We start from the raw sequence: 24,078 nt of genomic DNA on the forward strand, positions 1-24,078 counted from the left end.
AAAATAGCATGGCGCCGGCGGCCAACCCGCTGGTGGACGCCGCCAACCCGCTGCTGAACGCCATTTCGCAGATCCGCCAGTCGGCCACGCACGCCAACCCGGCGCAGCTGCGCCAACAGCTGATCGACGAAATGCGCCGCTTCGAGATCCGCGGCCAACGCGCCAACCTGCCGTACGAGGTGATCATCGGCGCGCGTTATTGCCTGTGCACCGCGCTGGATGAAGCGGCGGCGCTGACCCCGTGGGGCAGCAACAGCGTGTGGTCCGGCAGCGGGCTGCTGGTGACCTTCCATAACGAAACCTGGGGCGGCGAGAAATTCTTCCAGCTGCTGGCCAAGCTGTCGCAAAGCCCGCGCGAGCACATCAACCTGCTGGAGCTGATCAATTATTGCCTGCTGCTGGGCTTTGAAGGCCGCTACCGGGTGATGGAAAACGGCCGCTCGCAGCTGGAAACCATGAAACAGCGCCTGCTGCAGCTGATCCGGTCGGTGCGCGGCGGCTATGCCCCGCCGCTGTCGCCCCATGCGCTGGATCTGCCGGTACAGCAGAAACTGTGGCGCCCGCTGGTGCCGCTGTGGGCCTGCGTGGCGCTGACCGGCTTCCTGGCTTCGCTGCTGTTCATCGCCCTCAACTGGCGGCTGGGCGACAACACCAGCCCGGTGCTGGCGGCGATTTACCAAACCAATCTGCCGCAGGTGGCGATCGGTAACCCGGCGCCGGCCGCACCGCCGACGCTGAGCCTGAAAAGCTTCCTGCGCAAAGAGATCGCCGAAGGGCTGGTGGTGGTGCGCGACGAAGCGCAGCAAAGCGTGGTGATCCTCAAAGGCGACGGGCTGTTCGACTCCGCCGCCACCACGGTGCGCGCCAACTATATTCCGGTTATCGACCGCATCGCCGCCGCCATGAACGGCGTCAGCGGCAAAATCCTGGTCACCGGCTACAGCGACAACGTGCCGATCCGCAGCGCCCGTTTCGCCTCCAACTGGGAGCTGTCGCTGGCGCGCGCCGAAGCGGTCAGCGCCCGGTTGCAAAAGCACCTCGCCAACCCGCAGCGGGTCAAGGCCGAGGGCCGCGGCGAAAGCAATCCCGTCGCGCCGAACGATAACAAAGTGAACCGCGCGTTGAACCGCCGGGTAGAAATTACGCTGTTGGTCGCCCCGGAAAATACCCAGGCGGAAATCAACGGCTTGCCGCAAGGAACCGGAAAGTAATGCTCAGTACGTTATTCTCCATCATCACCAGCCGCCTGCTGTGGGGCTTTGTCGGCATCACCGCGCTGGCGTTCATCATCTGGATGATCGGCCCGCTGGTGGCCATCGGCGACTATCGCCCGCTGGAGCCGGAACTCAACCGCCAGATCGCCATCGGCGTTATCTACCTGATCTGGTTCCTGTGCCGCCTGATCCCGCGCCTCTACAGCGCCTGGTTCAACAGCCGCCTGCTGAGCAACCTGCGCGCCGCCGAAGCGGTGCCGGCGGAAGACGGCAAGCCCGAGGTCAAACAAGACGATCAGTTGGCGCAGCGCTTCGACGAAGCGGCGCAGCTGCTGAAAAAGGCGCGCTTCACACCGGGCCAGGGCGACGGCAAACACCGCTGGATGACCCGTTTCAGCCGCCAATACCTGTACCAGTTGCCGTGGTATGTGATCATCGGCGCGCCCGGCGCCGGCAAGACCACCGCGCTGGTCAACTCCGGCCTGCACTTCCCGCTGGCGGATCGCTTCGGCAAATCCGCGCTGCGCGGCGTGGGCGGCACCCGCAACTGCGACTGGTGGTTTACCAACGACGCCGTGCTGCTCGACACCGCCGGCCGCTACACCACGCAGGAAAGCCAGCGCGAAGAAGACGCCGGCGAGTGGCAAAGCTTCGTCGCGCTGCTGAAAAAATACCGCACCCGCCAGCCGATCAACGGCGTGATGGTGACCATCAGCGTCGCCGATCTGCTGAGCGACAGCGCCGAAGCGCGCGCCGCCCAGGCCAGCGCGCTGCGCAAACGCCTGATCGAACTGCACGAACAGCTGGGCATTCACTTCCCGGTCTATGTGCTGGTCACCAAAACCGACCTGCTCAACGGCTTTATGGCCTACTTCGGCAGCTTCGACAAAGCACAGCGCGACCAGATCTGGGGGTTCACCTTCCCTTACGAGCGCTCGCGGCAGCCGGACTTCAACCTGAACGCCGCTTTCGAACAGCAATACGCCCTGCTGCAACAGCGGCTGGACGCGGCGCTGCCTGATACGCTGCTGATGGAGCACGACGCGCGCCAGCGCGCCGAAAGCTACCTGTTCCCGCAGGAGTTCGCCGCGCTGCGCCCGCTGCTCGGCCAATACCTGGAGCAGGTGTTCGCCACCTCCAGTTTTGAAACCCGCTTTACCCCGCGCGGTATCTATTTCACCAGCGGCACCCAGGAAGGCCTGCCGTTCGACCGGGTGATGGGCGAGCTGAACCGCTATCTGCAGCTGCCGACGGCAAACTCAGGGGCGCAGGCCAACGCGGCCTGGGACAGCGTGGGCCAGGAAGCGCCAATCCCGGCGGCCAAGGGCCAAAGCTTCTTCCTGAAAGAGACGCTGGAATCGGTGGTCTTCCAGGAATCCGGGCTGGCGGGCAGCAACCGCTGGTGGGAATACCGCAACCGCGCCCTGCACTGGGCGGGTTACATCGCGCTGGCGGTGATCCTGGCGGTGCTGGCGATGCTCTGGTTCACCAGCTACGGCAACAACAAGGCCTATCTGGCGGAAGTGGCCGCCAAGGTGCCCGGCGTCGAGCGCCAGGGGCAAAACCTGACGCAGTTGGGCAACGGCGACATGTTCTCGCTGCTGCCGTTCCTCAACAGCCTGCTGCACCTGCCGGACAGCCAAAACTTTTCGCTGGACGATCCGCCGTTCACCTACCGCATGGGGCTGTTCCGCGGCGATCAGGTGAGCGACGCCGGCAATGCGCTGTACCAAAAAGCGCTGAAAGAGCTGCTGCTGCCGCAGGTGGCGCAACAGATCGCCACCACGCTGCGCAACGACAACCACGGCGATGCGGACTTCAGCTACGAAGCGCTGAAGGCCTACCAGATGCTGTATCTGCCGAAGCAGTACGACGGCAAATTCCTGCGCGCCTGGGTGATGCTCAACCTGCAGCGCAACCTGCCGCAGGGCAGCACCCAGAAACAGCTGCAGCAGATCGAATGGCATCTGGGCCAGCTGCTGGATGCGCAGATCCAGGCCTCGCCTTACGCCAAAGACGACCCGCTGGTGGCGCAGGCGCAGGCCGCCATCAACCGGGCGCCGCTGTCGCAGCGCGTCTACGGCCGCCTCAAGCGCCTGCTGCTGAAGCAGACCGACATCAAGCCGGTCAGCCTGGTCGATTTGGCCGGCCCGCAGACCGAGCTGGCGTTCAGCCGCAAAAGCGGCAAACCGGTGACCGACGGCGTGCCGGGCCTGTTTACCTCGCAGGGGTATTGGAAAGCGTTCAACGACAACATCGATCCGGTGACCGACACCCTGCGCAAGGAAGACGTCTGGGTGTTGAACAGCCAGACGCCGGAGCAGAAGAGCGCTGATTTGACCAAAACCATTCGCCAGCTGTACATGCAGGACTTCATCAGCGCCTGGGATGAGCTGCTGGGGGATATCCAGCTGGCCAACATCGGCAACCTGACCCAGCGCATCAGCAGCGCACGCCTGCTGTCCGGCAACCCGTCGCCGATGCGTAACCTGCTGGTCAACGTCAGCAAAAACGTCACCCTGCGCGACGAGAAAAGCGACGCCGACTCCCGCTCGCTGCTGGCCAAAACCGAAGACAGACTGAATCAAAACGCCAACCGCACGCTGGAAGCGCTGTTCACCAACCGGCCGGCCAACGCCGACGGCGACGTATCCGCCCAGCCGGAACAGCTGGTGATGGCGCACTTCGCGCCGCTGCTGGAGCTGGCGCAAAGCCAGGGCGAAGGCAATAAGGCGATCCCTTTCGACAGCGTGCTCAAGCAGGTCGATGAGCTGTACAGCTATCTGACGGCGGTTCAGGGCGCGGCCAACAGCGGCATGTCGGCGCCACCGAGCGACATCATCCCGCGTCTGCAGGCCGAATCCGGCCGCTTGCCGGTGCCGTTCAAACAGATGCTGCTGTCGCTGGCGATCGGCGCCAGCAGCGACACCCAGCGCAAAGAGATGGAGAACGTGAAAAAGCGCATCAGCTTCGAGGTCGGCAGTTTCTGCCGCCAGGCGATCGCCGGCCGTTATCCGCTGGTGGCCCGGGCGCGCCAGGAAGTGACGCCGGACGATCTGGCGCGCATGTTCGCGCCGAACAGCGGGCTGATGGACAGCTTCTTCCGCGACAACCTGCAGGGCAAGGTCGACACCACCCGCGCCAACTGGCGCTTTACCCCCGGCGTGGACGGCAAGACGCTGCCCGGCGGCGAAGGCATCCTGCGTTCGTTCCAACAGGCGCAGCGCATCCGCGACGCCTTTTTCGCCAACGGCACCGCGACGCCCTCTTACCGCGTGACCGTGCGGCCGGTGCGGATGGATAACGACATTCTCAACCTGACGCTGGATATCGACGGGCAGCTGTTCAAATACAGCCACGGCCCGCAGGTGCCGCTGGTGGTCAGCTGGCCGGGCACCCGCAATACCAACCAGGTGCATCTGCAGCTGGCGCTGGCCAACGGCACCACCGCCAGCCTGGTGACCAGCGGGCCGTGGGCGCTGAACCGCCTGGTGGATATGGCGCAGTCTTCGGGCACCGGCGGCCTCGGCCGTCAGGCGACCTTCAATCTTGACGGCCACCGCGTCACGCTGGAGTTCACGCCCAACAGCATTCGCAATCCGTTCCAACTGCCGGCCTTCTCGTGCCCGTAGCCCCGAAAGGACATGACCATGAGCACTGATTCAAGCGCCCCGACGAGCATCGGCTGGTACGGCAAACTCCCTTCCGCCGGCGACTTCCTGCAACGCCGCCTGCCCGATCCGGTGGTCAACAACTGGGCCCACTGGTTCCATAACGGGCTGGTGAATTTGCAGCGCGATGCGCAGGGGCCGAACGGCCACCCGTTCAGCAACGCACCGGTGTGGAACTTCGTGATCCCCGCCACGCTCGGCAGCCCGTACGTGCAGATGGGTTGCCTGTTGCCGGCGCGCGATCGCGTCGGGCGACGCTACCCGATCTGCGCGCTGCGCCTGTTCAGCCAACAGGATTGGCGGCCGCAACAGCTGAACATGGCGGCGAGCTGGTACCAACAGCTCGGTTATACCCTGCTGAACGGCGTGCGCAACGGTTTCTCCGCCGAGCAGATCGACCGCACGTTGCAGGCGATCCCGGCGCTGCCCAGCCCGCCGGCGGAAGCGGATTCCGAGATATTGTCGATTATCGGTTTCCAGCATCCGGACGTGCCGGGCCTCGGCTGGCAACAGGCCGCCGACTGTTTCGACCCGGCGCAGTACACCAGTTTCTGGTGGACCAATCAGGCCGACGGACACCCGCTCTACACCCACGTGCACAGCGGCAACCTCACCGTGCAGCTGTTTTCACTGCTGTTCGAGCCCAACGGCTGGGCGCGCCCCGGCCGCGGCGGCCAGTACCCGCAAATGTTTGATTAACATCGCTCGTTGAAGGAAATTTTATGGCTATCGACACCGATACCCTGCTGACCCCGGTCGACGCGGACAATCCCTGCGGCGACAACCTGGAATACGACGCCGACTTTCTGGCGATGGAACAAGCCGCCACCGGCAAGGCCGAACAACAGTTCGGCAGCACCATCATCCCGGAAGAAGCGCCGGATTGGGTGCAGGTCGAACGCCTCGCGACCTCGCTGCTGACGCGCACCAAAGACCTGCGCGTCATGCTGTATCTCACCCGCGCCTGGACCCAGCTGCGCGGGTTGCCGGGCTACGCCGACGGGCTGACGCTGATCCACCAGTCGATGGCCCGTTACTGGGACGCCCTGCAGCCGCCGCTGGAGTTCGACGGCGAGGCCGACCCACTGTTTCGCATCAACGCGCTGGCCGACCTTGGCGACAAAGCCGCGCTGGCCGCCAGCGTGCGCGCCGCGCCGCTGCTGAAAAGCGCCGCCGGTGAAATCTCGCTGCGCGATGCCGGCGCCCTGCTCGACGGCAGCAAGCAGGAGTGCCCCAACTTTCCCGGCGGCCGCGCACGGCTGCAGGATGAGCTGGCGCAGCAGGATCGCCCCGAAGGCGCCCTGGTGGCGCGCATCGCCAACACCCTGTCCGCCATACGCAGCGAAGTCACCCGTCATCTGGGGGAAAGCGCGCTGCCGGAAATGAGCGCGCTCACCAAGGTCTTTTCGCTGGTGGCGCTCGCCGGCCAGAGCGAGGCCCCGGCCGCCGCCGAACCCGACGCCCCGCCGGAAGACGCCGCCGTGCAGCCACCCGCCGCCGTGCAGAGCGCCACCGCCCCGCTCAACTGGCGCAGCGCGCAGATCCAGTCGCGCGACGACGCCCAGCTGATGCTGGACAAGGTGAAAAACTATTTTCGTCTTCATGAGCCGAGCCACCCGGCGCCGCTGATGATCGATCGGGTCCAGCGGTTGATTACGCTGGACTTTATGCAAATCGTCCGCGATTTGGCGCCCGATGGGCTTAACCAACTGGAGACCATTCTCGGTCGCCCCGACAACGAGGAGAACAGCTAGCCGCCGACCTTTGTTCTCTTGACGCATCCGATACCGTCTGCCCCTGCGCAGACCCGAATCAGAACCTGACTCTCCCAGCCGGACGAGGCGCGTTCCCAATCGCCATTAGATGGAGTAAATCATGTCAAACTCGAAATCCCGCAGCGGGCAGAAATTCATCGCCCGCAACCGCGCGCCGCGCGTACAGATTGAATACGATGTCGAAATTTATGGCGCAGAGCGCAAAATCCAGCTGCCGTTCGTGATGGGCGTGATGGCGGATCTGGTGGGGAAAGCGGTCGATCCGCAAGCCAGCGTGGAAGAGCGCAAGTTCATGGAGATCGACGTCGACAACTTCGACGAGCGCATGAAATCGCTGAAGCCGCGCGTCGCTTATCAGGTCGACAACACCCTGACCGGCGAAGGCAAGCTGAACATCGATCTGACCTTCGAAAGCATGGAAGACTTCTCCCCCGCCGCCATCGCCCGCAAGGTCGACGCGCTGGACAATCTGCTGGACGCCCGCACCCAGCTTTCCAACCTGCTGTCCTACATGGACGGCAAGAACGGTGCCGAAGAGCTGATCTCCAAGATCCTGCAAAACCCGGCGCTGCTGCAATCCCTGACCGACGCGCCGAAGCCGGCGGTTAACGACGAAAACAACGAGCGTGAGGATTAATCGATGAGCAACTCGCCTCAGCAACAAAATGCGTTGCAGACCACCGAGACTTTTTCCAGCGATGAATTCAGCGCGCTGCTGAACAAAGAGTTCCGGCCGAAGACCGATCAGGCCAAAGAAGCGGTCGAGAACGCGGTGAAAACCCTGGCGCAGCAGGCGCTGGAAAACACCGTCACCGTTTCTTCCGACGCCTACCGCACCATCCAGGCGCTGATCGCGGAAATCGACGAAAAGCTGTCGCAGCAGATCAACCAGATCATTCACCACGACGACTTCCAGAAGCTGGAAGGCGCCTGGCACGGCCTGCATTATCTGGTCAACAACTCCGAAACCGACGAGATGCTGAAGATCCGCTTCATGAGCATTTCCAAACAGGAGCTAGGCCGCACGCTGAAGCGTTATAAAGGCGTGGGTTGGGACCAGAGCCCGATCTTCAAGAAAGTCTACGAAGAAGAGTATGGCCAGTTCGGCGGCGAACCGTTCGGCTGCCTGGTGGGCGACTACTACTTCGATCACAGCCCGCAGGACGTGGAGCTGCTGGGCGAAATGGCCAAGATCGGCGCCGCCTCGCACTGCCCGTTCATCGCCGGCACCGCGCCAAGCGTAATGCAGATGGAGTCCTGGCAGGAGCTCTCCAACCCGCGCGATCTGACCAAAATTTTCCAGAACACCGAGTACGCTGCCTGGCGCAGCCTGCGCGAGTCGGAAGACGCACGCTACCTGGGCCTGGTGATGCCGCGCTTCCTGGCGCGCCTGCCGTACGGCATCCGCACCAACCCGGTGGACGAGTTTGACTTCGAAGAAGACACCGACGGCGCGACCCACGGCAACTACACCTGGACCAACGCCGCCTACGCCATGGCCGCCAACATCAACCGTTCGTTCAAAGAGTTCGGCTGGTGCACCGCCATTCGCGGGGTGGAATCCGGCGGCGCGGTGGAAAACCTGCCGTGCCACACCTTCCCGAGCGACGACGGCGGCGTGGACATGAAGTGCCCGACCGAGATCGCCATCAGCGATCGCCGCGAAGCCGAGCTGGCCAAAAACGGCTTTATGCCGCTGGTGCACCGCAAAAACTCCGACTTCGCCGCCTTTATCGGCGCGCAGTCGCTGCAGAAGCCGGCGGAATACTACGATGCCGACGCCTCCGCCAACGCCCAGCTTTCCGCGCGCCTGCCGTACCTGTTCGCCTGCTGCCGCTTCGCGCATTACCTGAAGTGCATCGTGCGCGACAAAATTGGCTCCTTCCGCGAGCGCGACGACATGGAACGCTGGCTGAACGACTGGATCATGAACTACGTGGACGGCGATCCGGCCAACTCCTCGCAGGAAACCAAGTCGCGCAAACCGCTGGCCGCGGCGGAAGTGCAGGTGGAAGAGATCGAAGACAACCCGGGCTATTACAGCGCCAAGTTCTTCCTGCGCCCGCACTACCAGCTGGAAGGCCTGACCGTCTCCCTGCGCCTGGTGTCGAAGCTGCCTTCGCTGAAGCAAAACGACGCGTCCTGATGGGCTGAAGTCAGGCCGCGATAGTGCGGCCTGATAAATAAAACATGGAGGTAAATCATGGGAACAAGACCCCGTTTTCTGGCTGCCTGGACTGCGGCTAAAAATATTTACGACCCAAACGATCCTCTGGGAAAAGTTAAAAATACGATTGGCGGTGCCGTAAAACGAAATTTTGAGATACCCGCCGAATCAGGTGGCTGGGAAAACAGCTGTGCCGTAAGAATGAGTTACGTGCTCAATTACACAGGCCATCCGGTTCCCAGAATAGGTCAGTTCACCGTCTCAGGCGCAGATAAAAAATGGTACTTTTTCCGCGTGCGGGATTTGATTCCCTACCTGACTAAAACGTGGGGAAAACCTGACATGATTGTTAATTACCCTCAATTACCGGTCACGCAACTGGCCAACAAAAAAGGATTAATACTTTTTGAAGTATCAGGTTGGGGAAATGCGGGCGGGCACGCCACTTTCTGGAACGGAACCAGTTGTTCAGATCATTGCTATTTCAATGAACCCGGAACCAATTACTCTATTCCGCGAGCCAATTTTTGGGAGTTGCCATGAACAAGTTAATCACAATCGGATTGGCAACTACCTTGTTGGGACTCTCGCAGTCATCGCTCGCCAAGGACATTCAAGATCCGGTGGCATTTATCAAACAGATGCCTTATCACCAGGTCGTAAAAGAACTGGCATTGTCACGCTGCCTGGCACAGGTCTCCGATTCGGATAAAGCATTCTCTCTTGATGCAGCCAGAACAGCGAATGCGATGAGAGAATGGATGCCATTCGATATCGAATCAGGTGATGAGAAAATCAATGTTCTCATCGACAAATATAAATCCAGAATCAATGAGTTTCACAGTGAAACTAAAGACAAGAGTCAAGGCGTCACCTTGAACTGTCTGCGGTTGTACCATAGCCCTGAATTGGACAAGCTTTCCCGACAGCTCATAGCAGGCAATCCAGATCGCACGTGGAATCAAGATAACGCGAAATAATTAAGCATTGAGCCATTAGCACTTAATAGTGGCTCGGTAACCCGTACCGATAGTTTTCGGTATTTAATAAGGTGCATGGCACAAGGATATAAATTGGTAATGCATTACCACACTTGCAATTCCTGCTGCTATTACCTGAGTTTTTCAACGTAACGTTAATACTACTGTTAACCCTTAATAAAGAGTGAAGAAACTATGGCTATTGATATGTTCCTGAAAGTTGAAGGTGCCAGCGGCGAATCTAAAGATTCGAATCACAAAGGCTGGACCGACATTACTTCTTTCTCCTGGGGCGCTTCTCAACCGGGCAATATGGGCGTTGGCGGCGGCGGTGGCGCCGGTAAAGTGTGCTTCAACGATCTGCACGTTAACGCGCTGGTCGACAAGTCAACCCCGGCGCTGCTGAAGCACTGCTCCAGCGGTAAGCACCTGACCAAGGTTGAGTTGTCTGTCTGCAAGGCGGGCGGTACTCAGGTTGAGTACGTTAAAATCACCCTGGACGACGTGCTGGTCACCGCCGTGCAGTACACCGGCGCAGGCGGCGAAGACACCGTGGGCGTCACCTACTCCTTCCAGGCGGCGAAAGTGAAACAGCAATACTGGGAGCAGAGCGACAAAGGCGGCAAAGGCGCCGAAAGCAGCGCAGGTTGGAACATCAAGGAAAACCGCGAAGCTTAATTGTTATACAACCTCCCCGTTATGGGGAGGTTGGTTTGGCAAGCGATGTTTTTTAGATAAGGAAATCATGATGAAAGCGATTAGAAAAGGTGACAGAGGAAATCACGTAAAATCATTGCAAGAATTGCTTAATAAACAGGAGGCTATTCTTAACCCTGATGGCATATTCGGTCTAAAGACTGAATTAGCAGTAAAAAAAGTGCAACGTAAAAAAGGTCTGCATGTTGACGGCATCGCTGGTAGAAAAACATTCTTAGCCTTGGGTTCACACGTCGAAACCCGAGCACCACAACCTCCTATCGGTGGTAGTGCAGGTCGTCAAGGCCCCGGAGCTATGGGCATTTCACAAAGCGGTTTAAGGTTTATCTTTAATATTGAAGCATGGCGCGGAGTAAGTAACCACCTACATTGGCCTGGCGGTGCAAGCGGGGTCACTCTGGGGCCGGGTTATGATATGAAAGCTCGCTCTATAGAATCAATAAAAAATACCATGATCGCGATTGGATTAGACAGCGCAACTGCAGATAAAATCAGTGCAGCCGCCGGGTTACATCATCAGCAAGCTAAAGACTTCGCGAAAGAAAATCACAATTTAGTGGTTTTAACCGACACACAGGAAACGGAACTACTTAAATTTATAGTACCTGCCTATGAAAAAGCTGTTAGGAATAAAATTCTTGTTCCACTCACACAACAAGAGTTTGATGCGTTAGTCTCCTTTGCTTATAATCCAGGTGGTCGACTCAACAACGTCGCAGCATTCATTAATCAGAGCAAAATATCTGATGCAATGACAGAAATAAAACGTGCCATTACCTCAGGTGGAAAAGTGATGAAAGGGCTGATAAACAGAAGAAATTATGAAGTCGAGCTCTATTTAAATGGAAACTATCGCTAAGGAATTCGCCACAATGAAATTATCTGCATTTTTAATTAGCAGCGTATTTTTCTCACTTACTGCATGTGCAGCAGAAAAAAACGTTAATGCCCCGACATCATCAACTATTGATGGCTTATGGCAAGTGACTCAGGTCAACATAGACAATGAGACTACCCGCACACTTAACTATCAACTTAACGACCCTCGATTACTAGGAAGGGTAATCAATATTTCCACTAAATCAATAGAAAACAATCTGCCGGAAAAAGACGTCTGCATAGCGCCAACCTTAAGTATTGAGAGAAGCACGCTAAATCAATTCATCGGCAAGTCGATGGGCGGAGATAAAAGCATCACGGCTAAAAACTATGCATTGAAAGAAAACGGCCAAGCAGAAGTCTCTCTTTTCAAGATCGCTTGTCACTCCGGATCATTCGGCCCATCCGATAATGGTGCAAGCTCCAGCTTTGCCGCTCTCAATCCACAAAAAATGCTGATTAATTGGTACGATGGTTCGCTACTGCAATTAGAACGGTTACCGAAAGATCCTAAACCTGCAGCGTCTTTCGACTGTGCTAAATCTAAAAGCGTTGTTGAAAAAACTATCTGCTCAGACTTCAATTTATCCGCCTATGATAAAAGCGTTTCCCAAGCTTGGCTGTTGGCAAAAAAGCAGGCGACCGATGTAGGGGATAAAAAACTGGCGGCTTCTTTAAACAGCACGCAAAAATCTTGGTTACTGCAAAGGGATAAATGCCGAGATGACAAAGACTGCTTGGCCGATACGATGCAAAAACGAATCGATGAACTCACGTCATACGATTAAAACTGTATTCCTACTCATGTTGGCGGTATTGAATGCTGAAGCTTACGCCAACGGAAAGTATTCCCCTGCCGAGTACCTCAAAAACTACGCGCTTAGCGTTTGTATCGCCGAGGGGTACTCAGCAAAAGAAGTCAAAAACGATGCCGCCGCCGCTGCTCGGGGTTACACGGAATTCGGCGATTATTCTCTGGAAGCGCATACCGCTGTCAGGGCGCTGGCAAAAGAATTTCTGGCAAAGCACTATGACAGCATGTCTGGGGAGCCGATGACGATGGCAAAGTGCATCGATCTTGTACATAGCCAAGCGTTGCAAGCCATCATCAAGAAGTACCAAGGGAAAGACGACAACTGATATCAGAGTTGCTCAAACGACGGCTCATATCAAAGGTTATCTCGGATGAGAAGATACACGTACTTTTTAATGCCTCTGCTGCTCGGAAGCCATGTAGCCCTTGCTGAAAACTCGCTCAATGCTTTATAGCAAGAGGCACTATATAAAAATTGGTTAACCAGCCGCTGCATTGGGAAGTCCACTGACTCAGAAAGAACCAAGCAAGACGCCTTCCGCTCCGCTTCCGCCTATTTAGAATTGAGTAAACTGCCGATGGATGCATTTGAACAAGGTGAAAAACTGGCTGAACAGTACGCAAACAAAAATAGCCAAGGCTCAGTTCAAGGGACTTACCATACTTTAGATTGTCTTTCACTGCAGAACGCCAGTGAAGGGGAAGCCTTTTTTAAACGTTACTCTAAGTAATAGTCAAGATTGTTGAATCCAATTTCATAAAGTTATCAACTCAAGAAAATTAAAATTTATTGATTATTAACATGACTCCAGACGTCACGCTATCAACTTACTCATATGGATTCTTATTTTCCTATTTCTCATTGTCACTCATCACTTTAGTGACATTATATTACTTAAAAAAATTATCGGCTCGCAAACACAATTATCTATTTTTTGTTTTCAACTGTCTCATTGTAGTTGCCATGGGCGTTATACAGCTCTCAATCTTTGCATACGGGAATGACTTTCTTAATCTCTTCTACCCACTAGGCAACGATAACTATGTCTCTATTCGCTACGGCAGTTTGATATTCACCTTTATCTACTTAACTCAACTACCAAAAAACACCTATTACAAAAAAGAAAAGAATAGAAGTTAGCCATCAGATTAGATGACTAAATCAACATACGCCCAAAGCAGTCTACAATCCCTATCAGCAGGAATGCCTTATGCGATTTTCCATTGTAAAAAATAAAAGCGGCCAGGTTCCGCCGCAGAGCAGTTGCGATTTTCTGCCGCCGGGCGGCACCATCGGCCGCAGCGTGGACAACAACCTGGTGCTGCCGGACGAAGAGCGCGCCATTTCCCGTCTGCAGGCGATCGTGCATATTTCCGCTGACGGCGAATGCCGCATCACCAACCGCGGCAACGTTACCCGCGTGCTGCTGAACGACATTCCGCTGGAACGTGGCCGCCAGGTTGAACTGCAGGACGGCGACGTGCTCGGCATCGACGATTACCAGATTGAAGTCAGCGCGCTGCAACAGCACGCCGCGCCACAGGCTCAACCGGTGGCCAAGGCCGCCGCCACTGCCGCTGCTGCGGCCCCTGCAGCCGCCGCCAAAGAAAAATCCGCCGCGCCAATCCCCAACGAAATCTGGGACAGCCTGGTGGAAGAATTCACGCCGAATGCGCCGGCCGCCGCCACAGTCACACCGCCGCCGGTCGCCAATCCAGGCAACCACCCGCTGCTGGACACTCCCGCTCGCGAGCTGAACCCGGCCGATCCGCTGGCGCAGCTGGCGGGCGATGTCGATCTGCGCCAGCTGCAGCAGCAGCAAACCGATCCGGCAGCGCTGTTCAACACCGACACCACCTTTGAGCGCGAACACATCCTGGCCGATACCACTCCCAGCGCGCTGCTGGCGGAGCAGGCTGCGCCGCCGCGCCCGGTGGCTCCCACCCAAAAAACGCAGCAACCGGAGCAAGAGCTGGATCCGCTGGCGCTGTTCGGCGGTTCATCCGCGCCCGCTTCGCCAGAAGCGTTGAATAGCAACGATCCGCTGGGGCTGCTGATGGGCGGCGCCGTGCCGCTGGCCCAGCCGGAGGAGCCGGTACAGCCGCCCGCGCCGCCGTCTCCGCCGCCGATCGCCGCACAACCGCAAGCGCCGCGCCCACAGCCGACGCCACCGCCCGTGCAAATCCCCGAGCCGCAGCCCCAACCCGCGCCGCAGTTCAGCCAGCAGGAACAACCCGTGCAGCCGCCGCGCCCGCGCCAGGGCAACCGCCTGGGCATCGATCCGGTCGCCTACCAGTCCGCCCAGCGGCAACATGCCGCCGCGCCGAATGGCGACACATTGGAAGGGCCGTTGCTGGCGGCGCTGTTGCAAGGCATCGGTCTCGACGATCTGCAGCCGCAGCCGCACTTCGATGAACAACAGATCCGCCAGGCCGGTCGCCTGCTGAGCCTGTTCTCGCAGGGCACCGTCGCCCTGCTCTCATCCCGCTCGATCCTCAAGCGCGGCGTAAAGGCCGAAATGACCATGATCCTCGACGAAGCCAACAACCCGTTCAAGCTGCTGCCTTCGGGCAAAACGGTGCTGATGCAGATGTTCGGCAGCCAGATGCCGGGCTTTATGCCGCCGGAACAGGCGGTGCGCGACGCGCTGATCGACCTGCAGGCGCACCAGCTGGGGATGATCGCCGGTATTCGCGCCATCATCGCCGCCATGCTGCAGTCGTTCAACCCGGAGCGTCTCGAAGAGGAAGCGCGCAAGGAAGGCGTGGCGCCGCGTCTGTCGCTGCCCGCCAACCGCAAGGCTGCGCTGTGGGACTACTTCGTGAAGAACTATCAGCAAACCTCCGGCGAGATCGAGGACGATTTCCACACCCTGTTCGGCGAAGCCTTCCTGCACGCCTATGACGTTGAAGTGAATCAATACAAAGACTCACAGACCAAACCGGACGCGTAATGAATATCACCATAGCCTCTACCTCCAACCAGGGCGGCCGCGCCTCCAACCAGGATCAGACCGGCGAGGTGCTCGGCAACCGCGCCGCCTGCTTCGTGGTGTGCGACGGCATCGCCGGCTTTCCGGGCGGCGATATCGCCGCCAAACTGGCGCGCGACACCATTTTGCAAAACTTCGACGGCGAAAAGCACCTGAACGCCCAGAGCATTCGCCAGCACATTACGCGCGCCAACGCCGCCATCCACCAGCAGCAGCGGCAGTCGGACGAATACAGCAAGATGGGCACCACGCTGGTCAGCCTGTTTATCGATCGCGATTATCAGCTGGCCTACTGGGCGCACGCCGGCGACAGCCGCCTGTACCTATTCCGCCGCGGCTACCTGCATGCCGTCACCACCGACCACAGCCTGATCCAACAGATGCAGGACGCCGGTTATCAGACCAACGGCATCAACAGCAACCTGCTGTATTTCGCGCTGGGGCTCAATGAAGAGCGCGACGCCACCTACAGCGACGTGCTGCAGCTGGAAGACGGCGACGTTTTCCTGCTGTGCACCGACGGCTTCTGGCACAGCTTCAGCCAGGCCGAACTGGAACAGTCGCTGCACATGGTCAACTCCCCCAGCGAGTGGATCGCCCTGATGCAGCAGGCATGGAAGAAAAACAATAACAGCGATAACTACAGCGCTATCGCCGTCTGGATTGGCTCACCGCAGGAAACCACCCTGCTGCATTCGCTGGCGGATGCGGAACGGTTTCTGAGCCGCGACTGAGCAGCGCACATTCACAGCAAGGTTCACTATGAAATATTGGATGCCGGGGCTCGTCGCCCTGATGGCGGTGCCGACCGCGCAGGCGATGAACTATCGCCTGGTTTACTCCCCCAGCCAGAAGCTGGAAGTGTTTATCGATGACGTCAAAAACAGCAATCCGGCAAGCTGGTGCGGCAAAAGCATCCCGCTGCGCATCGTCTCGGCGCAAAGCCAGGATCCGGCGGTGCTGAACGACTTCCTGCCGCGCGTCGGCAATCTGCTGGAAAAGCAGTGCCCGAAAACCGGCCACCTGCCCTGGACGCTGACCGACAAGCGCGGTGAGAAGCTGGCCAGCGGCGAGGCCGCCAAAGCGCGCGGCTGGAAACCGGTGGTCAAACAGGAGGCCGTCGAGCAGCCGCAGACCCCGCCGCAGCCGGCGATCCCTGCGGCAGTAGCCGTGACCTCTCCGCAAGCGGACACCGCGCCGGCTCAGCGTTTCAGCCTGCCGCAGGGCTGCCACTTCCGCACCTTCTGGCGTGACGAAGCCAACGGCGGCGCGCTGTTCATTCCCGCCGGCGACGCGCTGCGCTGCGGCGAGGACGGCTGGCTGCAGGGCAGCGGCGCGGTCACGCTGCAACAGGGCGGCCAAACCCTCTCGCCGACGCTGTGGTTCCTGCAAGGCTATCCGCTGGCGCAGATCAACGGCGGCGATCGCGCGCTGACCGTCGTCAGCGCCAACGCCCAGCGGCTGGTTCTGGGCGGCAACCCGCAGGCGCCGGGCAGCTTCCTGCTACTGAGCTTCGAACCGAAGCTGCACGCGTGGGCGTTCAACGGCGAAGCGATCGTTGAAATGCCGCGCGTCGACGCCGCAGACGAGAACAAGATCAAACAGCGCCTGCAGCAGGCGCAAACCGCCTGGCAACCGCTGCTGAGCGCCCCCGCTCCGCTGACCTTCAAGCTGGTGGAAAAGCTGGCCGCAGACCGGGTCGATCCCGCCAGCGGCAGCTACCTGTCGGTTAACGGCGCCACTCACTGATTATAAGGAAAGCCTGTGAAATCATTAGCAAGCATGCTGCAAGGCCAGTCGATCGGCGCGGCCATCACCGCCGTCGAAAACGATATCAAGGCGAAACCGGCGGATGCCGACCTGCGCGCCGCGCTGGTGCAACTGCTGTGCCTGAGCGGCAACTGGACGCGCGCCAACGCGCAGCTGAAATCCTGGCAGGCGCTGAAACCGATAGCTCAACCGACCACGCTGCTGCTGATGCAGTCGGTCAACGCCGAGCTGCAACGCCAGGCGGTGTTTGCCGGCACGGCCGCGCCGGCGCTGCTGCGGCAGGAGCAGCCCTGGCTGAAACTGATGGTGCAGGCGCTGCATCAGGATGCGCAAGGGGCGGCCGAACAGGCCCAGGCGCTGCGCGATGAAGCGCTGGAGGCCGCCCCGGCCGGCGCCGGGCGGTTAACGCTGGCCGAAGGCGACCAAGAACGGCAGCTGCGTTTCGACTGGCTGACCGACGGTGACGGCCGCCTCGGCCCGGTGTGCGAGCTGGCGCTGAACGGCGTTTACTACTGGCTGCCGTTCGCCGACATCGCCGCGATCCAGTTCCAGGCGCCGCAGAGCGCCATCGATCTGGTGTGGAGCCATGCGCTGGTGCGCCTGACCGACGGCCGCGAACAGGTGTGCCAACTGCCCGCCCGCTACCCGCTGGCCGAAGACAGCGACGACGCGCTGCTGCTGGGCAAACGCACCGAATGGCAACCGCTGGGCGACGGCACCCACTATGCGGGGCTGGGCCTGAAGACCTGGCTCAGCGAAAGCGACGAATTCCCGCTGCACAGCCTGCGGCAGCTGAGCTTCGACGCGAGCGCCTGACCATGAACGACAAGCGCCCACCCCACTACGACGGCGGCGATCTGCACCGCCAGGGCTATCGCTATCGTCAGGACAGCGAGCGCCTGACGTCGCGCGACAAAATGCAGCCGGTGCTGCTCGATATGTTGACCGACGACGAGCCGCAGAAAAAACAGGAGACGCAGGTGCGCAACCTGGTGTCGCACAGCGAACTGCGCCGCCGGGTGCTGCGCGATCTGCAGTGGCTGTTCAACTGCGTCAACAGCGAATCCAATCTGGATCTCGGCGATTTTCCGCAGGTGCGGCGCTCCACCCTGAATTACGGCATCGCCTCACTGGCGGGCAAGCGCATGTCAGACATCGAATGGCTCGACATTCAGCGCGCGCTGACCGAGTCCATTCTCCATTTCGAGCCGCGCATTTTGCCCGAAGGGTTGCAGGTGCGCTGCATCTCGGACACCGGCTCGCTGGAGCTGCACAACGTGTTGTCGATCGAAATCAAGGGCCGCCTGTGGTGCGTGCCCTATCCGCTGGAGTTTCTGTTCCGTACCGATGTGGATCTGGAAAACGGCCACTTCGATCTGAAAGACATAGGGTAAGGCGATGGACAGTAAACTTTTAGACTATTACAACCGCGAGCTGGCCTATCTGCGCGAGATGGGCGCCGAGTTCGCCGAACAGTACCCGAAGGTCGCGGGCCGTCTTGGCATGCGCGGCATCGACGTGGCGGATCCTTATATCGAGCGCCTGATGGAGGGCTTTGCCTTCCTCACCTCGCGCGTGCAGCTGAAAATGGACGCCGAGTTCCCGCGCTTTTCTCAGCGCTTGCTGGAGATCATCTACCCCAACTACCTGTCGCCGACGCCGTCGATGGCGATCGCCGAGCTGCAGCCGGACAGCAGCAAAGGTGACATCAGCAACGGCTTCGTGGTGCCGCGCGGCACCATGATGGACAGTCAGACGCTGAAGAAAAGCGGCATCACCTGCAGCTACGCCACCGCCCATGACGTCACGCTGCAGCCGGTGCGCATCGCCGCCGTCGAGCTGGGCGGCATTCCGGCCGATATCCCGTTGGCCTCGCTGGGGCTGCAGCACAGCGGCTGCGTCAGCGCGCTGCGCATTCGTCTCGAGTGCTACGAAAGCGTGACGCTCAACAACCTGCAACTGGATCAGCTGATGTTTTACCTGGCCGGGCCGGACATGCAGGCGCAGCAGCTGCTGGAACTGCTGATGCAACACAGCGTCGGGCTTGTCTGCCAAACGGTGGAGGCGCAGCCGCAGCGGCGGGCGCTGGCGCTGGACGGGCTGCGGCAGGAGGGCTTCGCCGCCGAACAGGCGCTGCTGCCCAACGACCTGCGCAACTTCGAAGGCTACCGGCTGCTGCAGGAGTACTTCGCCTTCCCGGCGCGCTTCCAGTTCTTCAGCGTCAACGGCCTGCGTCCGCTGCTGCAGAGCGTGCGCGAAGGGAAAAAGGCGCTGCGCCAGTTCGAAATCGTGGTGCTGCTGGATCGGCACGACGCCGCGCTGGAACGGGTGGTCGACGCCGCCCATTTGGCGCTGCACTGCACGCCGGTGATCAACCTGTTTCCGAAGGTCGCCGAACGCATCGCGATCAACGAAAAAAACCACGAATACCATCTGGTGGTCGACAATATCCGGCCGCTGGATTACGAAGTGTTCTCGGTGCAGCGGCTCGGCGGCAGCGCCAGCGAAAAACGCTACGAGCAAGAGTTTCGGCCGTTTTACAGCACCCTGAGCGCGGACGACGGCAACTATGGCGCCTACTTCTCGCTGCGGCGCGAACAGCGCACGCTGTCGGAGCACGCCCGCCGCTACGGCACCCGCACCGGCTATGCCGGTTCGGAAGTGTTCGTGTCACTGGTGGACGAGCGGCAATCGCCGTGGCACAGCGATCTGAAATACCTCACCGCCGACGTGCTGTGCACCAGCCGCGACCTGCCGTTGATGTTGCTGCAACAGGATCAGGGCAACTTCGTGATGCCCGATTCGATCCCGATCAAGCAGGTCTCGCTGCGCAAAGGCCCCACCCCGCCGCGCCCGGCGCTGGCCGAAGGCATGATCACCTGGCGGCTGATCAGCCAGCTGCAGCTGAACTACCTCAGCATGATGGACGGCGATCCGGAACAGGGCGCCGCCAGCCTGCGCCAGCTGCTGGGGCTGTACGGCAACCTGAGCGAGCCGGCGATCGCCAAACAGATCCAGGGCGTGCGCCACTGCAACCTGCGGCCGGTCTATCGGCGAGTGCCGGAGCCGGGCCCCATCGTGTTCGCGCGCGGCATCGCCATCGATCTGACGGTCGATGAGCAGGCGTTCTCCGGCAACAGCCCTTATCTGCTCGGCAGCGTGCTGGAGCGCCTGTTCTCGCGCCTGGTGGCGATGAACACCTTCACCGAGATGACGCTCTCCAGCCAGCAGCGCGGCGAAATCGCCCACTGGCAGGCGCGCATGGGCAAAAGGACGCTGATATGAGTGCGGAGATGATTGCCACCGAACTGGCGCCGCCGCAGATCAACGCGCTGTATCGCCTGCCGGACGACTTCTGGCCGCGGCTGCGCAGCGCGCCTTACAAGCACGATCTGTTTCAGCTGCTGCGCCGCATCGACGCCCAGGGCGGCCAGCCTTACCTGCTGGGGCGCGCGCCGCTGCCGCGCCACGAGATGCTGCGCCTGGGCCAGGAGCCGTCGCTGTCGTTCGCGCCCTCCACGCTGGCGCAGGTGGCGCCGCGCGCCAACAGCCCGCTGCACGACGTCTCGATCTTCAGCTTCGGCCTGTTCGGCCCCAACGGGCCGCTGCCGCTGCACCTGACCGAATACGTGCGCGAACGGGTGTACCACCACCAGGACACCAGCCTGCTGGCGTTCACCAACCTGTTTCATCACCGGCTGACGCTGCTGTTTTACCGCGCCTGGGCCGACGCGCAGCCGACGGTGTCGCTGGATCGTCCGGACAACCGGCGCTTCGACGAGTACCTGTCGAGCCTGATCGGCATCGGCCAGCCGGCGCAGCAGGAACGCGACAGCATCAACGCCCACGCCAAACATTTTATGGCCGGTCATCTGATTCGCCACAGCCGCGATCCGGAAGGCCTGAGCAAGATTTTGCAGCAGTATTTCAAGGTGCCGGTGCGCATCGTCGAAAACGTGCCGCACTGGCTGCGGGTGGAACCGCGCGAGCAAGCTCGGCTCAAGGCTGGGCGCGGCGCGCCGCGGCTCGGCGAATCGGCCTTTCTCGGCATCGCGGTGCGCGATATTCAGCACAAATTCCGCATCGAGCTGGGGCCGATGCCGCAGCAAGACTATGACCGCTTCCTGCCCGGCGCCGACCTGTGCCGGCAGCTGCGCGACTGGGTGCGCCAATATCTGGGCATCGAGTTCGTCTGGGAAGTGCGCCTGATCCTGGCGAAGGAACAGGCGCACGGCATCCAGCTCGGCGGCGCGCAGCGGCTGGGCCTGAGCAGCTGGCTGGCCGACGATCGGCGGCAACGCGATCTCGACGATCTGATCTTCAGCCCTGAACCGCTGGAAAATCCGTTCTGACCCTATTTCGGCCGGCGCCCTACGGCACCAGGCCACTCTGAGACCTGAGGAAAACCATGTCTGAAATCAGCCGCTCGGTATTATTTGGCAAACTGGATAGCCTGTTATTCACCTCTCTGGAAAGTGCGACGGCGTTTTGCAAGCTGCGCGGTAACCCCTACGTCGAACTGGCGCACTGGCTGCATCAGCTGATGCAATCGCCGGACGGCGATCTGCAGCAGATCGTCCGCCACTTCGCGCTGGACGAGGCGCAGCTGGCGCGCGATATCGTCGAGGCGCTCGATCGCCTGCCCCGCGGCGCCAGCGCCATCTCCGATCTGTCCGAGCACATCGACAGCGCGGTAGAACGCGCCTGGGTCTATGGCTCATTGAAATTCGGCGCGGCGCGCATCCGCGGCGGCCACCTGCTGCTCGGCATCCTGAAAACCTACAGCCTGCGCCATCTGCTGAAGGCCATTTCCCCGCAGTTCGAGCGCATCAACGCCGATCTGTTGATGGAGCAGTTCGCCGCCATCACCGCTCACTCGGCGGAAAACGCCCAGGATGCGCCGGCGGAAAGCAGCGCCGAGAACGTATCCGGCGCGGCGCGCAGCGGTGAAAGCGTGCTGGCGCAGTATGCCCAGGATCTGACCGCCAGAGCGCGCAACGGCGAGATCGATCCGGTGGCCGGGCGCGATGAGGAGATCCGGCAAATCATCGATATCCTGATGCGCCGCCGCCAGAACAACCCGCTGCTCACCGGCGAGGCCGGCGTCGGGAAAACCGCGGTGGTGGAAGGCCTGGCGCTGCGCATCGTGGCCGGCGACGTGCCGCCGCAGCTGCGCGACGTGAAACTGTGCCTGCTGGACATCGGCATGCTGCAGGCCGGCGCCGGTGTCAAAGGCGAGTTTGAAAAACGGCTGCAGGCGGTGATCGACGAAGTGCAGTCCAGCCCGACGCCGATCATCCTGTTTATCGACGAAATTCACACCCTGATCGGCGCCGGCGGCGCCCAGGGTACCGGCGACGCCGCCAACCTGCTGAAACCGGCGCTGGCGCGCGGCCAGCTGCGCACCCTCGGCGCCACCACCTGGTCGGAATACAAGAAATACATCGAGAAGGATCCGGCGCTCACCCGCCGTTTCCAGGTGGTCCAGGTACACGAGCCGAGCGAAGACAAAGCGCTGCTGATGCTGCGCAGCACCGTCAGCCCGCTGGAGCAACACCACCGCGTGCTGCTGCTGGATGAAGCGGTGGACGCCGCGGTGCGGCTTTCGCATCGCTATATTCCTGCCCGCCAGTTGCCGGACAAGGCGGTGGCGCTGCTGGATACCGCCTGCGCGCGCGTGGCGGTCAGCCAGCACGCCGAGCCTGCTCAGGTCGAAGACTGCCGCCACCGCATCGATGCGCTGCAGATAGAGTTGGATATTGCCCGCCGCGAGGCCAAGGTCGGCATCGGCGATCCCCTGCGCCCGCAGGAGATTGAAGCCCAGCTGACCGCGCTGCGCCAGGAATTGGAACAGCTGACCGACCGCTGGCAGCAGGAGCTGGCGCTGATCCAAGAGGTCATCACACTGCGCGCACAGCTGCACCAACAGGAAGCGGAGCCTGCCGACGAAGAGACGCAGGCTGGCCCTGACGCCGACGCGCTGCGTGCCCAGTTGGGCGAACTGCAGCAGCAGTTGAGCGCGCTGCAGGGCGAAGCGCCGCTGATCTTCGCCGCCGTCGACGCCAACATCGTGGCGGCGGTAGTGGCCGACTGGACCGGCATCCCGCTGGGCCGCATGGTGAAAAACGAGATTGAGGCGGTGCTGCAACTCTCCGACACCCTGAACCAGCGCGTGATCGGCCAACGCCATGCGCTGGATCTGATCGCCCGCCGGGTGCGCACTTCGCGGGCGCGGCTGGACGATCCTAACAAGCCGGTCGGGGTGTTTCTGCTGGCCGGGCCGTCCGGCGTCGGCAAGACCGAAACCGCACTAGCGCTGGCGGAAACCCTGTACGGCGGCGAGCAGAACGTCATCACCATCAACATGAGCGAATTCCAGGAGTCGCACACCGTTTCGACGCTGAAAGGCGCGCCCCCGGGCTATGTCGGCTACGGCGAAGGCGGCGTGCTGACCGAGGCGGTGCGCCGCCGCCCTTACAGCGTGGTGCTGCTGGACGAAATCGAAAAGGCGCACCCGGACGTGCATGAAATCTTCTTCCAGGTGTTCGACAAGGGCTGGATGGAGGACGGCGAAGGCCGCCATATCGATTTCCGCAACACCATCATCATCCTGACCTCCAACGTCGGCACCGATCTGATCGCCGGACTGTGCAGCGATCCGGAGCTGCTGCCGGAGCCGGATGCGCTGAGCGGCGCGCTGCGCCAGCCGCTGCTGTCGGTGTTCCCGGCCGCCTTGCTCGGCCGCCTGCTGGTGGTGCCGTATTACCCGCTGACCGACGCCACGCTGGGCAACATCGTGCGCCTGCAGCTGGGCCGCATCCAGCGTCGCCTGGCGGAGAATCACGACATCGTCTGTACCTTCGACGACGCGGTCATCGAGCAGATCGTCAGCCGCTGCACCGAGGTGGAGTCCGGCGGCCGCATGGTCGACGCCATCCTGACCAACACCCTGTTGCCGCAGATCAGCCACACCCTGCTGACCGGCAGCGCCAACGACCAGCGCTATCGCCAGCTGCATATCGCGCTGCAGAACAACGAATTCATTTGTCAATTTCAGGCATAACGCCGCGGCCGCCGAGACGGCGGCCCTTTGAACAC

The 24,078-nt window shown here is 60.7% G+C and carries 20 protein-coding genes and 1 pseudogene; all 21 read left to right on the forward strand.

Going from position 1 to position 24,078, the window contains the following annotated elements:
- Positions 1-8 precede the first annotated feature (8 nt).
- Complete coding sequence (locus tag ACJ8PI_RS10730; protein ID WP_049272050.1) at positions 9-1,211, forward strand: DotU family type VI secretion system protein; 1,203 nt, start codon at positions 9-11, stop codon at positions 1,209-1,211.
- Positions 1,211-4,846 carry a type VI secretion system membrane subunit TssM gene (gene tssM, locus ACJ8PI_RS10735; RefSeq protein WP_033647806.1) on the forward strand — a complete coding sequence of 1,212 codons (3,636 nt, stop codon included), beginning with the start codon at positions 1,211-1,213 and terminating at the stop codon, positions 4,844-4,846. Before ACJ8PI_RS10730 ends, tssM begins: the two co-directional genes overlap by 1 nt.
- 18 nt (positions 4,847-4,864) lie before the next feature.
- Complete coding sequence (gene tagF, locus ACJ8PI_RS10740) at positions 4,865-5,584, forward strand: type VI secretion system-associated protein TagF (RefSeq protein WP_033647808.1); 720 nt, start codon at positions 4,865-4,867, stop codon at positions 5,582-5,584.
- A gap of 23 nt (positions 5,585-5,607) precedes the next feature.
- A complete protein-coding gene (gene tssA / locus ACJ8PI_RS10745) occupies positions 5,608-6,639 on the forward strand; it encodes a type VI secretion system protein TssA (protein ID WP_164134334.1) in 1,032 nt (343 codons plus the stop codon).
- 121 nt (positions 6,640-6,760) lie between these two features.
- Positions 6,761-7,297, forward strand: a complete 537-nt coding sequence (gene tssB, locus ACJ8PI_RS10750; protein WP_033635026.1) for a type VI secretion system contractile sheath small subunit — start codon at positions 6,761-6,763, stop codon at positions 7,295-7,297.
- A 3-nt stretch (positions 7,298-7,300) separates the two neighbouring features.
- Positions 7,301-8,806, forward strand: a complete 1,506-nt coding sequence (gene tssC / locus ACJ8PI_RS10755; RefSeq protein WP_016927259.1) for a type VI secretion system contractile sheath large subunit — start codon at positions 7,301-7,303, stop codon at positions 8,804-8,806.
- A gap of 57 nt (positions 8,807-8,863) precedes the next feature.
- Positions 8,864-9,370, forward strand: coding sequence for a type VI secretion system amidase effector protein Tae4 (locus tag ACJ8PI_RS10760; RefSeq protein WP_164134333.1), 507 nt, complete (start codon positions 8,864-8,866; stop codon positions 9,368-9,370).
- Complete coding sequence (locus ACJ8PI_RS10765) at positions 9,367-9,807, forward strand: T6SS amidase immunity protein Tai4 family protein (RefSeq protein ID WP_033635027.1); 441 nt, start codon at positions 9,367-9,369, stop codon at positions 9,805-9,807. Before ACJ8PI_RS10760 ends, ACJ8PI_RS10765 begins: the two co-directional genes overlap by 4 nt.
- A 195-nt stretch (positions 9,808-10,002) precedes the next feature.
- The gene (locus ACJ8PI_RS10770; RefSeq protein WP_004961372.1) at positions 10,003-10,485 is read left to right on the forward strand and encodes an Hcp family type VI secretion system effector; all 483 of its coding nucleotides are present in this window, start codon (positions 10,003-10,005) and stop codon (positions 10,483-10,485) included.
- Between the two features lie 70 nt (positions 10,486-10,555).
- Positions 10,556-11,383 (forward strand): pesticin C-terminus-like muramidase, encoded by an 828-nt coding sequence (locus ACJ8PI_RS10775; protein WP_072269737.1) that lies wholly within the window; start codon positions 10,556-10,558, stop codon positions 11,381-11,383.
- Positions 11,384-11,396: 13 nt separating this feature from the next.
- Positions 11,397-12,191 (forward strand): lysozyme inhibitor LprI family protein, encoded by a 795-nt coding sequence (locus tag ACJ8PI_RS10780; RefSeq protein ID WP_074025813.1) that lies wholly within the window; start codon positions 11,397-11,399, stop codon positions 12,189-12,191.
- A 16-nt stretch (positions 12,192-12,207) separates the two neighbouring features.
- Positions 12,208-12,543 carry a T6SS amidase immunity protein Tai4 family protein gene (locus ACJ8PI_RS10785; RefSeq protein ID WP_080432602.1) on the forward strand — a complete coding sequence of 112 codons (336 nt, stop codon included), beginning with the start codon at positions 12,208-12,210 and terminating at the stop codon, positions 12,541-12,543.
- Between the two features lie 150 nt (positions 12,544-12,693).
- Positions 12,694-12,948, forward strand: a pseudogene (locus tag ACJ8PI_RS10790) (T6SS amidase immunity protein Tai4 family protein); the annotation flags it as partial.
- A gap of 480 nt (positions 12,949-13,428) precedes the next feature.
- A complete protein-coding gene (tagH, locus tag ACJ8PI_RS10795; RefSeq protein ID WP_060387928.1) occupies positions 13,429-15,171 on the forward strand; it encodes a type VI secretion system-associated FHA domain protein TagH in 1,743 nt (580 codons plus the stop codon).
- Positions 15,171-15,944, forward strand: a complete 774-nt coding sequence (locus tag ACJ8PI_RS10800; protein ID WP_015378289.1) for a PP2C family protein-serine/threonine phosphatase — start codon at positions 15,171-15,173, stop codon at positions 15,942-15,944. The genes tagH and ACJ8PI_RS10800 overlap by 1 nt, the downstream gene beginning before the upstream one ends.
- 28 nt (positions 15,945-15,972) lie before the next feature.
- A complete protein-coding gene (locus ACJ8PI_RS10805) occupies positions 15,973-16,959 on the forward strand; it encodes a hypothetical protein (RefSeq protein WP_039565453.1) in 987 nt (328 codons plus the stop codon).
- Between the two features lie 15 nt (positions 16,960-16,974).
- On the forward strand, positions 16,975-17,796 hold the full coding sequence (locus tag ACJ8PI_RS10810) for a type VI secretion system accessory protein TagJ (protein WP_268258293.1): 822 nt from the start codon (positions 16,975-16,977) through the stop codon (positions 17,794-17,796).
- Positions 17,797-17,798: 2 nt separating this feature from the next.
- Complete coding sequence (locus ACJ8PI_RS10815; RefSeq protein WP_033635032.1) at positions 17,799-18,374, forward strand: type VI secretion system baseplate subunit TssE; 576 nt, start codon at positions 17,799-17,801, stop codon at positions 18,372-18,374.
- Positions 18,375-18,378: 4 nt separating this feature from the next.
- The gene (tssF, locus tag ACJ8PI_RS10820; RefSeq protein ID WP_033647812.1) at positions 18,379-20,265 is read left to right on the forward strand and encodes a type VI secretion system baseplate subunit TssF; all 1,887 of its coding nucleotides are present in this window, start codon (positions 18,379-18,381) and stop codon (positions 20,263-20,265) included.
- A complete protein-coding gene (gene tssG, locus ACJ8PI_RS10825; RefSeq protein WP_033653611.1) occupies positions 20,262-21,332 on the forward strand; it encodes a type VI secretion system baseplate subunit TssG in 1,071 nt (356 codons plus the stop codon). The genes tssF and tssG overlap by 4 nt, the downstream gene beginning before the upstream one ends.
- A gap of 56 nt (positions 21,333-21,388) precedes the next feature.
- Complete coding sequence (gene tssH / locus ACJ8PI_RS10830; RefSeq protein WP_164134332.1) at positions 21,389-24,043, forward strand: type VI secretion system ATPase TssH; 2,655 nt, start codon at positions 21,389-21,391, stop codon at positions 24,041-24,043.
- Positions 24,044-24,078 lie beyond the last annotated feature (35 nt).

It is taken from the genome of Serratia sp. CY82433 (assembly GCF_052166535.1).
In the GTDB taxonomy this organism is placed as follows: domain Bacteria; phylum Pseudomonadota; class Gammaproteobacteria; order Enterobacterales; family Enterobacteriaceae; genus Serratia; species Serratia sarumanii.

Bases quoted from the DNA above. Each gene is read 5' to 3' on its own strand.
- ACJ8PI_RS10730 (WP_049272050.1), top strand. From the start codon at position 9: ATGGCGCCGGCGGCCAACCCGCTGGTGGACGCCGCCAACCCGCTGCTG.
- tssM (WP_033647806.1), top strand. From the start codon at position 1,211: ATGCTCAGTACGTTATTCTCCATCATCACCAGCCGCCTGCTGTGGGGC.
- tagF (WP_033647808.1), top strand. From the start codon at position 4,865: ATGAGCACTGATTCAAGCGCCCCGACGAGCATCGGCTGGTACGGCAAA.
- tssA (WP_164134334.1), top strand. From the start codon at position 5,608: ATGGCTATCGACACCGATACCCTGCTGACCCCGGTCGACGCGGACAAT.
- tssB (WP_033635026.1), top strand. From the start codon at position 6,761: ATGTCAAACTCGAAATCCCGCAGCGGGCAGAAATTCATCGCCCGCAAC.
- tssC (WP_016927259.1), top strand. From the start codon at position 7,301: ATGAGCAACTCGCCTCAGCAACAAAATGCGTTGCAGACCACCGAGACT.
- ACJ8PI_RS10760 (WP_164134333.1), top strand. From the start codon at position 8,864: ATGGGAACAAGACCCCGTTTTCTGGCTGCCTGGACTGCGGCTAAAAAT.
- ACJ8PI_RS10765 (WP_033635027.1), top strand. From the start codon at position 9,367: ATGAACAAGTTAATCACAATCGGATTGGCAACTACCTTGTTGGGACTC.
- ACJ8PI_RS10770 (WP_004961372.1), top strand. From the start codon at position 10,003: ATGGCTATTGATATGTTCCTGAAAGTTGAAGGTGCCAGCGGCGAATCT.
- ACJ8PI_RS10775 (WP_072269737.1), top strand. From the start codon at position 10,556: ATGAAAGCGATTAGAAAAGGTGACAGAGGAAATCACGTAAAATCATTG.
- ACJ8PI_RS10780 (WP_074025813.1), top strand. From the start codon at position 11,397: ATGAAATTATCTGCATTTTTAATTAGCAGCGTATTTTTCTCACTTACT.
- ACJ8PI_RS10785 (WP_080432602.1), top strand. From the start codon at position 12,208: ATGTTGGCGGTATTGAATGCTGAAGCTTACGCCAACGGAAAGTATTCC.
- tagH (WP_060387928.1), top strand. From the start codon at position 13,429: ATGCGATTTTCCATTGTAAAAAATAAAAGCGGCCAGGTTCCGCCGCAG.
- ACJ8PI_RS10800 (WP_015378289.1), top strand. From the start codon at position 15,171: ATGAATATCACCATAGCCTCTACCTCCAACCAGGGCGGCCGCGCCTCC.
- ACJ8PI_RS10805 (WP_039565453.1), top strand. From the start codon at position 15,973: ATGAAATATTGGATGCCGGGGCTCGTCGCCCTGATGGCGGTGCCGACC.
- ACJ8PI_RS10815 (WP_033635032.1), top strand. From the start codon at position 17,799: ATGAACGACAAGCGCCCACCCCACTACGACGGCGGCGATCTGCACCGC.
- tssF (WP_033647812.1), top strand. From the start codon at position 18,379: ATGGACAGTAAACTTTTAGACTATTACAACCGCGAGCTGGCCTATCTG.
- tssG (WP_033653611.1), top strand. From the start codon at position 20,262: ATGAGTGCGGAGATGATTGCCACCGAACTGGCGCCGCCGCAGATCAAC.
- tssH (WP_164134332.1), top strand. From the start codon at position 21,389: ATGTCTGAAATCAGCCGCTCGGTATTATTTGGCAAACTGGATAGCCTG.